16 protein-coding genes are annotated in these 14,660 nt (G+C 32.0%); 1 reads left to right on the forward strand and 15 read right to left on the reverse strand.

Annotation, left to right across the window (positions count from 1 at the left end; translation table 11 throughout):
* Window positions 1-43: 43 nt before the first annotated feature.
* The 12 genes from nuoL to Q0776_RS04790 all read right to left on the reverse strand — a co-directional run bounded on the left by nuoL (window position 44) and on the right by Q0776_RS04790 (window position 10,488).
* The gene (gene nuoL, locus Q0776_RS04735) at window positions 44-1,963 is read right to left on the reverse strand and encodes an NADH-quinone oxidoreductase subunit L (RefSeq protein WP_298365556.1); all 1,920 of its coding nucleotides are present in this window, start codon (window positions 1,961-1,963) and stop codon (window positions 44-46) included.
* A 158-nt stretch (window positions 1,964-2,121) separates the two neighbouring features.
* Window positions 2,122-2,439 (reverse strand): NADH-quinone oxidoreductase subunit NuoK, encoded by a 318-nt coding sequence (gene nuoK, locus Q0776_RS04740; protein ID WP_089381662.1) that lies wholly within the window; start codon window positions 2,437-2,439, stop codon window positions 2,122-2,124.
* A 70-nt stretch (window positions 2,440-2,509) separates the two neighbouring features.
* Window positions 2,510-2,863: a four helix bundle protein gene (locus Q0776_RS04745; protein WP_298365558.1), complete on the reverse strand. Its 354-nt coding sequence runs from the start codon at window positions 2,861-2,863 to the stop codon at window positions 2,510-2,512.
* A 3-nt stretch (window positions 2,864-2,866) separates the two neighbouring features.
* Window positions 2,867-3,409 carry an NADH-quinone oxidoreductase subunit J gene (locus tag Q0776_RS04750; protein ID WP_298365561.1) on the reverse strand — a complete coding sequence of 181 codons (543 nt, stop codon included), beginning with the start codon at window positions 3,407-3,409 and terminating at the stop codon, window positions 2,867-2,869.
* Between the two features lie 4 nt (window positions 3,410-3,413).
* Window positions 3,414-3,890 (reverse strand): 4Fe-4S binding protein, encoded by a 477-nt coding sequence (locus Q0776_RS04755; protein ID WP_298365563.1) that lies wholly within the window; start codon window positions 3,888-3,890, stop codon window positions 3,414-3,416.
* Between the two features lie 3 nt (window positions 3,891-3,893).
* A complete protein-coding gene (gene nuoH, locus Q0776_RS04760; RefSeq protein WP_298365565.1) occupies window positions 3,894-4,931 on the reverse strand; it encodes an NADH-quinone oxidoreductase subunit NuoH in 1,038 nt (345 codons plus the stop codon).
* Window positions 4,932-4,937: 6 nt separating this feature from the next.
* Window positions 4,938-6,059: an NADH-quinone oxidoreductase subunit D gene (locus Q0776_RS04765; RefSeq protein WP_298365567.1), complete on the reverse strand. Its 1,122-nt coding sequence runs from the start codon at window positions 6,057-6,059 to the stop codon at window positions 4,938-4,940.
* A gap of 6 nt (window positions 6,060-6,065) precedes the next feature.
* Entirely contained in the window at window positions 6,066-6,527 is a 462-nt protein-coding gene (locus Q0776_RS04770) for an NADH-quinone oxidoreductase subunit C (RefSeq protein WP_298365569.1), read from the reverse strand.
* Window positions 6,528-6,537: 10 nt separating this feature from the next.
* On the reverse strand, window positions 6,538-7,134 hold the full coding sequence (nuoB, locus tag Q0776_RS04775) for an NADH-quinone oxidoreductase subunit NuoB (protein ID WP_298365571.1): 597 nt from the start codon (window positions 7,132-7,134) through the stop codon (window positions 6,538-6,540).
* A complete protein-coding gene (locus Q0776_RS04780; protein WP_298365573.1) occupies window positions 7,125-7,475 on the reverse strand; it encodes an NADH-quinone oxidoreductase subunit A in 351 nt (116 codons plus the stop codon). Before Q0776_RS04780 ends, nuoB begins: the two co-directional genes overlap by 10 nt.
* Window positions 7,476-7,618: 143 nt before the next feature.
* A complete protein-coding gene (locus Q0776_RS04785; RefSeq protein ID WP_298365575.1) occupies window positions 7,619-8,629 on the reverse strand; it encodes a 2-oxoacid:ferredoxin oxidoreductase subunit beta in 1,011 nt (336 codons plus the stop codon).
* Window positions 8,630-8,631: 2 nt separating this feature from the next.
* Window positions 8,632-10,488, reverse strand: a complete 1,857-nt coding sequence (locus Q0776_RS04790; protein ID WP_298365578.1) for a 2-oxoacid:acceptor oxidoreductase subunit alpha — start codon at window positions 10,486-10,488, stop codon at window positions 8,632-8,634.
* A gap of 168 nt (window positions 10,489-10,656) precedes the next feature.
* Here Q0776_RS04790 and Q0776_RS04795 point away from each other — a divergent pair, with 168 nt between their 5' ends.
* Window positions 10,657-11,007 (forward strand): 4Fe-4S dicluster domain-containing protein, encoded by a 351-nt coding sequence (locus Q0776_RS04795; RefSeq protein WP_298365579.1) that lies wholly within the window; start codon window positions 10,657-10,659, stop codon window positions 11,005-11,007.
* An 80-nt stretch (window positions 11,008-11,087) separates the two neighbouring features.
* Here Q0776_RS04795 and lepA read toward each other — a convergent pair whose 3' ends face one another.
* The 3 genes from lepA to Q0776_RS04810 form a co-directional block, all read right to left on the reverse strand.
* On the reverse strand, window positions 11,088-12,884 hold the full coding sequence (gene lepA, locus Q0776_RS04800; protein ID WP_298365580.1) for a translation elongation factor 4: 1,797 nt from the start codon (window positions 12,882-12,884) through the stop codon (window positions 11,088-11,090).
* Between the two features lie 69 nt (window positions 12,885-12,953).
* Window positions 12,954-13,931, reverse strand: coding sequence for a Gfo/Idh/MocA family oxidoreductase (locus Q0776_RS04805; RefSeq protein ID WP_298365581.1), 978 nt, complete (start codon window positions 13,929-13,931; stop codon window positions 12,954-12,956).
* Window positions 13,932-14,004: 73 nt separating this feature from the next.
* On the reverse strand, window positions 14,005-14,616 hold the full coding sequence (locus tag Q0776_RS04810; RefSeq protein ID WP_298365583.1) for a carbonic anhydrase family protein: 612 nt from the start codon (window positions 14,614-14,616) through the stop codon (window positions 14,005-14,007).
* Window positions 14,617-14,660: the final 44 nt, after the last annotated feature.

Genomic DNA, 14,660 nt, shown 5'->3' on the forward strand with positions numbered 1-14,660 from the left:
TGAGGTATAATTCAATATTTGTCAATTTCATTTTATTAATTTTTTAACTAGTCCATAAATAAGTAAATACTAAAGCAATAATCACTACCCCGGCAATAAAAGCAAAAGCATAATCTTGTACTTTACCAGATTGCATTCCTTTTATTTTTTCTGAAACCACAACGGTTTTATTACCAATACCTTCCATTGTGCCATCTACAATCTTCTTGTCGAATTTGGCAATGTTTCCTGCAACTCCATTGAATAAAATCTTTTTGGTAACGAACATATAAATCTCATCAAAATAAAATTTATCGCTAGCCCACTTGTAAAAAGGTCCAAATGCGTTTGCGAATTTAACTGACAAGTCATTTTCTTTTTTATAGAATATCCAAGCCAATCCAATTCCAGTAAAACCAACTACTGTGGCTACAATGGCTAAAGGAATGTTTAAATGAGCTTCAAATCCAATTCTGTCAGGTGCTATATATTCACTAAAATGAATAAATCCTGAAAAAATAGTTATCAAAGCCAATACGATTAAAGGAAATGTCATTGATAAAGGTGATTCGTGTGGTGCGTGTTTGTATTGTGTGTTTTTTCCCCAGAAAATTCCGAAGTATAATCTAAACATATAAAAAGCAGTTAACCCAGCAACAAAAACACCAACACCATAAATTAGTTTGTTGTGTTCAAAAGCAGCAACTAAAATTTCATCTTTACTCCAGAAACCCGAAAGTGGAAAAACTCCTGAAATGGCTAAAGCAGCAATTAAAAATGTAGCATTTGTAATTGGCATATACTTTCGTAAACCTCCCATATCTTTTAAATAATTACTATGTACAGCGTGTATTACAGAACCTGCGCCTAGGAATAATAATGCTTTAAACATGGCGTGTGTAAACAAGTGGAACATAGAAGCCATATAACCAACACCTTCATGTCCATCGTATCCTGAAACTCCTAAAGCCAACATCATATAACCTAGTTGTGACATTGTTGAAAATGCTAAAACACGTTTAATATCGGTTTGGGTAATAGCAATAATTGCAGCGAATAATGAAGAAAATGCTCCTACATACGCTACAATATTTAAAGCGAATCCATCTTCAATAAAATAATACATTGGAAAAAGACGCGCTACTAAATAAACACCCGCAACAACCATTGTAGCTGCGTGTATTAATGCTGAAACCGGTGTTGGACCTTCCATTGCATCTGGTAACCAAATATGTAAAGGAAACATAGCAGATTTTCCGGCACCACCTATAAACATTAAAATTAATGCCCAAGTTAAAACCGATAAGCCCATGAATGAAGTAGATGCCCAATTTAAAATGGCACTTCCTTCAGGATTATTTAGCGTTTCAAAATCAAAAGTTCCTGCGTAATATCCAACTATTAAAATTCCTATTAAGAAACCTAAATCAGCAAAACGAGTAACTATAAATGCCTTTTTTGCTGCGGCTACTGCTGAATTTTTTGTATAATAATAACCTATTAATAAATATGATGAAACACCTACTAATTCCCAAAAAATATAAATTTGAAATAGGTTAGTGGCTAAAACTAGTCCAAACATTGAAAATGAAAATAAGCCTAAAAAAGCAAAGAATTTAGTGTATCCTTCATCTCCTTTCATATAACCTCTGCTATAAATGTGTACCATTAACGATATTATAGAAACAACAATTAACATCATTATTGAAATTGGATCAACTAATACACCCATGTCAATAGCGAGGGTATCAGTAAAAATCATCCAAGTTGTTTTATGAACAAGTGTTTGGTAAACTCCATCAACTTTTCCGTGAACAAAAAAGTATTGATATGCAGAATAAAATGATAATAGGGTTGAGGTTAATAAACCAGCAACACCAATATAGCCAGAAACAGCTGGTTTAATTTTTTGATTAAAAATTCCTAACAGTAAAAAAGCTGCTAGAGGAATTAACGGAATTAATATGATATATGTAAAATTCATTTTTTTAAGTTTAGAGTGAACTATTAGAAATTAATTTTGTCGTCATTCTGAACTTGTTTCAGAATCTCATCAGAGTGATTGAAAATTAGAGTGAGAGCCTGAATCAAGTTCAGGTTGACGATTTTTTTTAAATTCATTGTGTTCCTTTTTACTTTATTTTAATACTTCATAATTTCAGTGTCTTTAACTTCTACAGAAGCAATTTGTCTGTATAGGTTAATAATAATAGCAACTGCTAAAGCTGTTTCGGCAGCGGCAACGGCAATTATAAAAATGGAGAAAATGACTCCTTGTAACATATCTGGATATAAATATTTGTTGATAACAACAAAGTTTATAACTGATGCATTCAATATCAATTCAATTGACATTAATATTGAAATCAAATTTTTCCGTGTTAAAAAACCATAAACTCCAATAAAGAATAGGATAGAAGTAACGGTCAATATTTCGTAAATGCTTATTCCGGCTATCATATTTTTAAAGTTTGAAGTCCGAAGTCTGAAGCCTGAGGACAAAAGAAAGAAGACTGAAGTTGATTTTTCATTATTTTATATTTTTTCTAAAAGCAATCATCATATTCATTAGATTAAATGACGCTTCATAATATTTATTAAATTCTTGTTCTGTAATATATTCTCTTCTATAAGCTTTGTGTAAACAGGTTACAACTTCAGCTAAAGATCTTATGGAATAACCCATAAAACGTTTGAATTCAGGATTTGTTTGTCCTATTGAGCCTTCAGAAATATTTAATGCTACAGAATCTACAGCTCTTCTAATTTGAGATGAAAGATTGTATATTTCTTTATTAGGAAATTTTTCTGACAATAAATTAATGTCTTCCCCAATTTCCATAGCTTTCTGCCAAATCAATAAGTTTTCAAATTTGAATTTCATAATTTATTTATCTTCATTTAAAACTTCCGACTTTGGTCTTCCATCTTCCATCTTTTTCCCTTTCGCAATTACTATGGCTCCAATCATTGCAGCTAATAATAAAACACTTATTACTTCAAATGGTAAAATAAAACCACCTTCATCATAACTCAATAACTTTAAACCAATTTGTTCTGTAGTAACAGAATTATAATTTTCAACCACATTAAATTGATGTGAGTAAATAGTGGTTAAGAAAACTCCTAGACCAATTGCACAAGCCAAACCAACAATTATTTTTTTAGAGAGTTTAGCAACTTCTAATTCCATTTCAATGTGATGGATTAGAACTACAGAAAATATGATTAACACAATAATTCCACCGGCATAAACTGTTAGTTGAATGGCGGCTAAAAAGTTATAATCAATTAAAAAATAGATTCCTGCAATTCCACAAAGTGTAAATAATAAATAAATAACAGAGCGCAACATTTTTTTGCTTGAAACAGATGCAATTGCCGAAACAATTAGGATTACTGCTAAAATGTAAAATATATATCTTTCCATATGTTTAGTCTTCTACACCAGGCATAATTTTAGAGCCAGGTTGATTTAAAACTTTTGTTAAAGCTGATCTATCGTAAACTGAATTTTCGTAATTCTGAGCCCATAAAATAGCATCAGTTGGGCAAGCTTCTATACATAATCCACACATTGTACACATTCCTAAATGGTAAATGTGTTGGTCAATCATTTTTTTCTTTTTCCCACTTTCAGGGTCAATTTGTCTGTCCCAAATAATTTCAATAGAACCATTAGGACAAGCAATTTCACATTTCTGACAACCAGTACACGTATGTTCATTTTTTTCATTGTGAGGCATTACAACTTCACCTCGAAAACGGTTAAACATTTTTAAGGTTTCTCTATTGTCAGGGTATTGTTGAGTAATGGAATTGTTCTTATTATTTAAAAACACCTTTCCGGTAACACTCATACCCGTGAGCAGCGTTTTTATTCCTTTATATATATCTCCAAAATAACTCATAATCTATATTTGAATTGTTAAACCTAACCAAACAATTAGAGCCATAAGCACTATATTTAGTAAGTTAAGTGGTAACAAATACTTCCACTCTAATGTTAATAATTGGTCAACTCTTAACCTTGGGAATGTCCATCTAAACCACATCATTAAAAATACCAAGGCGAACGTTTTTCCCAAAAACCAGAAAACACCTATAGCTGGAAATACTTCTGCAATACCAAGTGGTGTTAACCAAGCTGGCTCTAGCCATCCTCCAAAAAATACGGTGGCTGCAATAGCAGCAATAATGAACATATTTATAAATTCGGCTAAAAAGAAATAGGCGAATTTCATTCCTGAATATTCTGTATGAAAACCAGCTCCTAATTCACTTTCAGCTTCAACCATATCAAAAGGCGCTCTATTTGTTTCAGCAGTACCGGCAATCATATAAATCATAAATGCAATAATTGCAGGAATATGACCTTGAACAATAAGCCAACCATTTTTTTGAACTTCAATAATTTCGGAAAGTTGCAGAGTACCAGTAAGTAAAACCATAGTTACCAGCGATAAACCTACGGAAAGCTCATAACTTATAGTTTGAACTCCACTTCGCATAGCACCAATTAAGGCGAATTTATTGTTACTTGCCCAACCTCCTAATAAAATTCCAATAACACCAATTGATGATATTGCAATTAAAAAGAAGATACCAATATTTATGTCAAATGCTTGAAATTCTTGTGTAAAAGGAAATACAGCTAATGCCATTAAACTTGAAATAATTACAAAATAAGGCGCTAAATTGTATAAGAATTTATCAGCTTTTACAGTACCAGTTAATTCCTTTGAAACTAGTTTTAAAGCATCTGCCATAGTTTGTAATAATCCCCATGGTCCAACTCTATTTGGACCTAAACGCAATTGAAACCAAGCTGCTACTTTACGCTCTAATAACACTAAAAATAATCCAGCAACAGAAAATATTCCTAAATAGATTGCTGCAATTAGAAGCATATTTAGCATATTATTTTCTACAATGTTTATACTTAAAATCATAATTCTTTATCTATCTATATCAGGAATTACCAAATCTAATGTTGCCATAGAAGCTACTAAATCTCCAATTTTACCACCAACTGCAATATGATTCAACAGCGATAAATTTGAAAATCCTGGAGAACGAAACTTTAACCTATAGGGATTTTTAGTTCCTGTACTATTTATAAATACACCTAATTCACCTCTTGCGGTTTCAACTTTTTGATAAAACTCACCTTTTGGTAATTTAATTACTGCATTTGTAGCAACTTTATGTTCGCCTTCAGGAATATTATCAATTAATTGTTCAATAATAGAAAGTGATTCCCACATTTCTTGAATTCTAACTTCGTAACGCGCTAAACTATCTCCTTCGGTTTTTAAAGCTTCATTAAAAGTTACTTTATCTAAAGCACTATATGAATGGTATTTTCTAACATCACATGAATAACCAGAACCACGAGCAACAGGACCAGAAGCGCCAAAAGAAATTGCATCTTCTTTGCTTAAAATCCCCACACCTTTCATTCTTTTTTGAAAAATTACATTTCCAGTTAGTAATTTATCATATTCAGGGATTTTTGTTTTGAAATGAGCTACAAAATCCTTTGTTCTTTTTACAAAATTAGGATGAATATCGAACATTAAACCTCCTGGAATATTGTAGTTCATTGTTAAACGAGCTCCACAGGTTTCTTCAAAAATGTCATTAATCATTTCACGATCTCTAAAACCGTAAAAATAAGTTGTTAAGGCTCCAACATCCATTCCCATCACTCCCCACCATAAACAGTGTGACGCAATTCGAGTTAATTCGCCAATAATGGTCCTTATTACTTTTACGCGTTCAGGAACTTCTAGTTGTAATGCGTTTTCAACAGTTAAACAAACTGCTTCATTATTAATATGTGAAGACAAATAGTCCATTCTATCAGTTAAATGAACAATTTGCTGATAACTATCGCGTTCACACATTTTTTCAATAGAACGATGTATGTATCCTAAATCTGGTTCAACCTTTTTAATTATTTCACCATCAATGGTTAAAAGTAATCGCAAAACACCATGCGTTGCAGGGTGCTGAGGTCCCATATTTATAAAATAATCTTCAGATTTTAAGTTGCTATTTGCAATGTTTGTATCCATTATTATTTATTTAATAACCATATTAATTTCATCTACATAATCTTTTCTTAAAGGAAATCCTTCCCATTCATCTGTTAAAAACAACCGTTTTAAATTTGGATGGTTATTGAATTTTATTCCAAAGAAATCAAAAACTTCACGTTCGTGAAAATCGGCAGTTTTCCATATATCAGAAACTGTATCAAAGGTTGGATTTTCTCTATCGTCTGTTTTTATTTTTATAACAATAATATGTCTGTGCTTGGTAGATTCTAAATGATAAATCACACCTAATTCTTTACCCCAATCCATACCGGTAACACAAAACAAATAATCGAAATATGTTTCGTTATTACTTTTTAATTGAGACATTAATTGGTGAAAGCTTTCAGGTTTAACAGAAATATTTAAAAATTGAGAGCCTTCTTCCGTGAATTCTAATTCAAAATTCCAACTGCTTATTAAATTTTGTAATGCTTCGTTCGTCATAACTGCTCTTTTATTTACCTTCATCAAATCCATCAATAGGATTCTCTTTATGTTTCATGTTTTCAGTTCTAATTTTATCTTGAAGCATTAGCATTCCTTCTAATAAAGCTTCAGGCCTAGGCGGACATCCCGGAACGTAAACATCTACTGGAATTACGTGATCTGCACCTTTTACAACTGAATAAGTGTTGTAGAAAAATGGTCCACCAGAAATAGCACAAGCTCCCATTGCAATTACATACTTTGGCTCGGCCATTTGATCGTATAATCTTCTTAAAACAGGTGCCATTTTGTTAACAATGGTTCCTGCTATAATAATTAAATCTGCCTGACGAGGGGAAGGACGTGCAACTTCAAATCCAAATCTTGAGTAATCGTGTTTTGCGGCACCAGTTTGCATCATTTCAATGGCACAACAACTTGTACCAAAATAGAGCGACCAAAGCGAATTTGATCGTCCCCAATTTATGATTTGATCTAGTGAAGTAACAATTACATTAGCTCCATTTCCTGCTGGAATTACTTTCCCTGGAAAATCTTTCGGAATTACAGGAGTTCTTCCATCATCTCCCAATTCACTTATAAATCTTTTTTTATCTACTCCCATTTTAATGCTCCTTTTTTCCACGCATACAACAAACCTAATCCTAATATTACCAGAAATACTAATATTTCAATAAAAGCAACAGCACCTACATCCTTAAAAACCACTGCCCAAGGAATTAAAAATGCAACTTCAACATCAAAGATTAAGAATAAAATGGCAAATAAGTAATAACCTACTTTAAATTGAACCCAGGTAGGGCCAACCGTAGTCATACCACTTTCATATGGTTCTCTTTTTTGTGGATTATCGGACTTATGCGAAATTAGATTCGATAAAAAATTTGCGCCAGCAACTAATACAATGCCAGCTAACAGAAATACAATAATTGCTTCTGAGCCCATTTTTATGCGTTTTTTTAGTTAGTCTACAAAAGTAGTAGATTAATTGAATTATTTAATAAGAATTAGTTTTTTTTTAAAGTATAAATGTAAAAGTACGGAAAAGAATGATACCTGATTTATATCAGGTATCATTGCAACATTTATTACTTAACTTCATATGTTTCACCAGAGAAGAATAAATCGTCTGTTTTTTTGAAGTTTGAATTAGCCTTTACTTGCTTTGTAACATCATCCATTCTTTCTTCAAGCGTAATATCATCAAAGCTTCTTATTACACCTGTTGCAACAGGATACTGTAATCGAATTAACATTTGATGTAATGTTGGATCTTGTTCTTTGGCATTGTGAACCAGCAAATCTTCTTGGGTTATACCATTTTCTCCAATTGTTACCACTTCAAGTTTTAGACCATTAAGAATTAAACCTTTGTTACGTTCTTTACCAAAAATCATAGGTTTTCCGTGTTCAAGGTAAATTTGTTGATCTTCTTTTACAGTTTTATCGGTAACGCTTTTAAAACAACCATCATTAAATATTACACAATTTTGTAAAACTTCTATTAAGGAAGTTCCTTTAAATTTATGAGATTCAATAAATATATTGGTCATATCTTTTGGGTTATTCCCTCCAATTCTTGCGAAAAAACGGGCTTGAGCTCCCATTGCTAATTCGCCAGGAGAAAAAGGCTGTTGAATATTTCCATAAGGAGAAGATTTTGTTTTTTGTCCAACTAATGATGTTGGTGAAAACTGCCCTTTTGTTAAACCGTAAATTTCGTTATTAAACAATACTATATTAAGGTCAATGTTTCTACGTAGTACATGTATAAAATGATTTCCACCAATTGCCATAGCATCTCCATCTCCTGTAATTATCCATACGCTTAAATCTGGATTTGCTAATTTTACTCCTGAAGCAATTCCTGGAGCTCTACCATGAATACTATGCATTCCATATGTATTCATATAGTATGGAAAACGCGAAGAACACCCAATTCCAGAAATAAATACCACGTCTTCTCTTTTTACACCCATATCAGGAAGTGCTTTTTGCATAGATCTTAAAATAACATAATCGTCACAACCAGGGCACCATCTAACCTCTTGGTCGCTAGTGAAATCTTTGAATGTATATTTTTTTTCAGCTGTTTCCATAATTATTGTACTAATTGTTTAAATTTTTCAATTAATTCAGTATTTCCAAAAGGTAAACCTTGTATTTTATTGAATTGTATAAATTCACATCCATTAAAGTTATTACTTAATACTTTTGAAAATTGCCCATTATTTAATTCACACACAACTACTTTTTTGAATCTTGCCAATACTTGTCTTGTGTTTTTTGGAAGCGGATTAATATAGTTAAAATGAGCAAAACCTATTTTATCGTACCCTTCTTTATTTATTTGTTTCACAGCAGAATGTAATGAACCATAAGTTCCTCCCCAGCCAATAACTAATAAGTCTCCCGTTTGGGCAAATTCAACTTCAACATCTGGAATATAGTTTTGTACACGTTTTATTTTTTCTGCTCTAATTTTAGTCATGTATTCATGATTTTCTGGAACATAGGAAACATTACCTGTTACGCTATCTTTTTCAAGTCCACCAACTCTATGTTCTAAGCCAGGAGTTCCTGGGATTGCCCAATTTCTAGCTAATGTATCTTCATTTCTGTTATATGGGTGCCAATTTTCTTTTACTTCATTTACCAAGTTGTTTTTAATTTCAGGCATATCGTCTACAGAATGAATTTTCCAAGGAGCCGATCCATTAGCAATATATCCATCAGTTAATAAAATAACCGGCGTCATATGTTCTAATGCCAATTTTGAAGCTTCAAAGGCAAAGTCAAAGCAATCTGCAGGTGTACTTGCAGCAATAACAATTACTGGGCTTTCACCATTTCGCCCATACATGGCTTGTAATAAGTCTGATTGTTCAGTTTTAGTTGGCAATCCTGTCGAAGGTCCACCACGCTGAACGTTCACTACAACCAAAGGAAGTTCAATCATCATAGCTAAACCAAGTGCTTCACCTTTTAAAGCCAAACCTGGTCCAGATGTAGTTGTAATAGCTAAATCTCCAGCAAATGATGCTCCAATGGCTGATGCAATACCTGCAATTTCGTCTTCAGCTTGAAATGCTTTTACACCAAAATGCTTGTGTTTAACCAATTCGTGTAAAATATCAGTCGCAGGAGTAATTGGATATGAACCTAAAAATAATTCTAATCCAGATTTTTCAGCAGCAGCTAAAAATCCCCAAGCCGTAGCTGTATTACCCATAATAATTCTATAGGTTCCAGGAGCCATTTTAGCTGGAGAAATAGTATATGAGTTTGGAATTAGTTCTAATGTATTTGCATAATTAAAACCAGCTTTTAAAACTCTGGTGTTAGCTTCAATTACATTTGGTTTAGATTTAAACTTTTTATTGAAAAAATCTTCTGTATGCTCTGTAGATCTATCATACATCCAATAAACCATTCCTAGAGCAAACATATTTTTACTACGAGTAATTGATTTATTATCTAAACCTTCAACACCTTTTAAAGATTCTTTGGTTAAGGATGTCATTGAAACTTCAATTACACGATAATTTTCTAAACTATTATCTTCTAATGGATTGGTTTCGTATTGAGCTTTTTCTAAATTCTTTTTAGTAAAAGAATCAGTATCTACAATAATGGTATGACCAGGTTTAACGGCGTGTAAGTTAGTTTTTAATCCAGCAGGATTCATTGCAACAAGTAAATCAACCTCATCCCCGGGTGTGCTAATTTCAACACTACCAATATGAACCTGAAATCCTGAAACCCCATATAAACTTCCTTGTGGCGCCCTTATTTCAGAGGGATAATTTGGAAAAGTTGCTATATCATTTCCAAACATTGCTGAAGTGTCTGAAAATTGTGTTCCTGTTAACTGCATTCCGTCACCTGAATCACCAACAAATCTGATGATGACTGCTTCTAACGCTTCAGGTTGACCCTTTATTTTAGCTGTAATCATAATTTATGCTAATTAGAAAATTTTATTTAAATTTATACAAATTTTTTCACACTGTTTTGACTATCTCAAATTTATAGTTAGTTTTTAAATCTATAAATGACTTTTATCACACTCACTTGTTTAAAAATTTATAAATTTGTAATTATTTAAAAATTAAATTAAGAAAATATGGCTATTAAAATAACAGACGAATGTATTAATTGCGACGCATGTATTTCAGAATGTCCAAATAATGCAATATACGAACCAGATAGTGAATGGGCGTATGCAGATGAAACAGAATTAAGCGGAACCATTACTTTACCAAATGGAGAAGAAGCTGACGCTGATGAAATGAATGAAGCAATATCTGATGAGTTCTACTTTATTGTAACAGATAAGTGTACAGAATGTAAAGGTTTCCACGATGAGCCTCAATGTGCTTCTGTATGTCCAGTTGATTGTTGTGTTCCTGATGAAGATCACGTTGAAACTGAAGAACAATTGTTAGCTAAAAAAGCTTGGATGCACGGAGAGTAATTGAACTGTATTTTATAAAAAAGCCCTTCTACTTTTTAAAGTGGAAGGGCTTTTTTATGTTAATATATTAAATTTATAATTTAATCATTCAATTTTAATACGGCCATAAATGCTTCTTGTGGAATTTCTACATTACCAACTTGACGCATACGTTTTTTACCTTTCTTTTGTTTTTCCAATAATTTACGTTTACGTGAAATATCACCACCATAACATTTTGCTGTAACATCTTTTCTAAGTGCTTTTACAGTTTCTCTGGAAATAATTTTAGCTCCAATTGCAGCTTGAATAGGAATATCGAATTGTTGACGTGGTATTAATTGTCTTAATTTTTCACACATTTTTTTACCAATAGAATAGGCGCTATCTGCATGAATTAATGCAGAAAGTGCATCAACTGACTGTCCGTTTAATAAAATATCTACTTTTACCAATTTAGAAGCCTTTAAACCAATTGGGTGGTAATCAAAAGATGCGTATCCTTTAGAAACGGTTTTTAATCTATCGTAAAAATCGAATACAATTTCAGCTAATGGCATCTCAAAAGTTAATTCAACACGTTCAGGAGTTAAGTAAGTTTGATTTGAAATTTGCCCTCGTTTTTCTATACATAAACTCATTACGGGGCCAACAAAATCGGATTTTGTAATAATAGTTGCCTTAATAAAAGGTTCTTCAACTCTGTTTAGTTTAGAAGGTTCAGGTAAATCAGAAGGGTTATTTACTAGTAATATTGTATCGGGATTTTTATTCGTAAAAGCGTGGTATGATACGTTTGGCACGGTAGTAATAACCGTCATATCAAATTCACGTTCTAAACGTTCCTGTATAATTTCTAAATGTAGCATTCCTAAGAATCCACACCTAAATCCAAATCCTAAAGCAGCAGAACTTTCAGGAATAAATACTAAGGAAGCATCATTCAATTGAAGTTTTTCCATGGAATTACGAAGCTCTTCATAATCTTCAGTATCGACTGGATAAATTCCAGCAAAAACCATTGGTTTTACATCTTCAAATCCTTCAATTATATTTTGAGTTGGTTTAAGAGCATCGGTAATAGTATCTCCAACTTTAATTTCACTGGCTGTTTTAATTCCAGTTATTAAATAACCAACATCACCTGCCTTTATGCTAGGTTTAGGAACTTGTGTTAATTTTAATGTACCAACTTCATCAGCATAATACTCATTGTCGGTAGCCATAAATTTTATTCGTTGCCCTTTTTTAATTTCTCCATTTAAAACTCTAAAATAAGTTTCAACACCACGATAGGAATTGTATACAGAGTCAAAAATTAAAGCTTGTAATGGTTCATCAACATTTCCTTTTGGAGCTGGAACTTTTTCAATAATAGCTTTTAAAATGTTTTCAACTCCAAATCCAGTTTTTCCACTTGCGTGGATTACATCTTCCGGATCACAGCCTAACAAATCAACAATATCATCTGTAACTTCTTCGGGATTTGCTCCTGGTAAGTCAACTTTATTTAATACTGGAATAATTTCCAGGTCGTTTTCTAAAGCTAAATATAAATTTGAAATTGTTTGTGCTTGAATACTTTGAGCTGCATCAACAATTAAAAGTGCGCCTTCACAAGCTGCAATAGACCTTGAAACTTCGTATGAAAAATCTACGTGGCCAGGAGTGTCAATTAAATTAAGCACATATTTTTCTCCTTCATAACTATAATCCATTTGAATTGCGTGACTTTTAATGGTAATACCACGTTCACGTTCCAAATCCATATTGTCTAATAACTGAGCTTGTTCTTCGCGAGCTGTAGTTGTGCCTGTAAAACTGAGCAGTCTATCTGCTAATGTGCTTTTACCGTGGTCAATATGGGCAATAATGCAAAAATTTCTAATGTTTTTCATACTTCGTTTTCCTATCTTCTAATTTCCGCAAAGATAATTAATTATTTGTTCAAAAAATTAAAATAATATCTAGTCGTGATTTGGGTAAACAATATTTGCTTTTTTTCTTATTTCATCTAATATGTGCATCAAATTTAAACTTACTGTATTTGTTAAAATTGGGCTTTCAATTAAGTTGTTCTCTAAGCATTCCATTACGTGAATTGCTTCAAATTGATATCCCATATTTGGACCAGGGTTAAATGAAATTTTATCATTAGTATTGTTCAAGGTTAATTCAATAGCATCTTTTGAAAAACGATCGTATTTTATAATTCCGTTTTCAAAAACAAGTTCAACATCGTTTTTGTAAGCTGCTTTTAAACTTGAGTTTAAAACTGCTGTTGCTCCATTTTTATATCCAAAAAGCATTGATATGCTTTCTTCGGATTTTGTAGGACTAAAATGAGGCATGGCTTCAATAGTGTCAGGAATTCCTAATAACATTAGTGCTGTAAAAACAGGGTAAATTCCAATATCTAATAATGATCCTCCACCTAAATCTAAGTTGTATAATCTGCTATTTTTGTTAAAAGGAGCGTTAAACATAAAGTCTGATTTTACAAACTTTAATTCCCCCAAGTTTTTAGTATTTATAAGCTCAAGAACCTTGTTGAATTTAGGTCTGAAAATAACCCAAAAAGCTTCCATTAAAAACGTGTTGTTTTCTTTGGAAGCTTGTATCATTTGTTCTACTTCTTTAGTGTTTATAGCAAATGCTTTTTCACATAGAACAGCTTTTTTGTGTTGTAAACAAAGTAGTGTATGTTCTTTATGAAAACTATGCGGTGTTGCTATATAAACAACATCAACATTAGTATCATTTACCATTTCTTGATACGAACCATATGCTTTTTCGAAATTAAATTCTGAAGCAAAACTAGTTGCAGTATCAATATTTCTAGATGCTGTGGCATATAAATTTGCGTTACCTAAACCTTGTAGTTCTGTAACGAACTTTTTCGCAATATTTCCACAGCCTAAAATGGCCCAATTGTATGTTTTCATAAGTGTAGTTTTCAACTTCAAATTTATACTATTGGGTTTAAATAAAGTGTTATACTTATGAAAAATCTAGTTCTTAATGAAATTCAACCAAACCTGTGTTTACATCATAAGATGCACCTACAATTTCAATTTCTCCATTTTTCTCCATTTCGGCTAAAATTGGACTTTCTTTTCTAATTCTGTCAATAGAAACATTTACATTTTCAAAACTTACATCTTCTATTTGTTCATCTGTTAATTCAGTATCATCTTTACGAATAGAATTAACAGCAGGACTTATTTTTTCAAGTAGAGGAGTTATGTTTCCTAATTTAACATTTTTACAAGCAGCTGTAACGGCACCACATTTTGTGTGTCCCATAACAACTAAAATTTTTGAACCTGCAACTTTACAAGCATACTCCATTGAACCTAAAATATCTTCGTTTACAATATTTCCTGCTACTCTTACGCTAAAAATATCTCCAATTCCTTGATCAAAAACTAATTCAGCTGGTACTCTAGAGTCTATACAGCTTAATATTACAGCGAAAGGATATTGACCTTTGCTTGTTTCAAAAACTTGATCTTTTAAATTTCTTTGTGCCTTTAAGTTTTCAACAAATCTTTTGTTTCCTTGAACTAAAATGTCGTGTGCACATTTTGGTGTTAAATTATCCTGTATTTCTTTAGTTTGTGTTCTCATTTTATAATATTTTTTAATGTAATTTTATTTTTTAAATGACTGTA

This window comes from uncultured Lutibacter sp. (assembly GCF_947495725.1).
GTDB lineage: Bacteria > Bacteroidota > Bacteroidia > Flavobacteriales > Flavobacteriaceae > Lutibacter.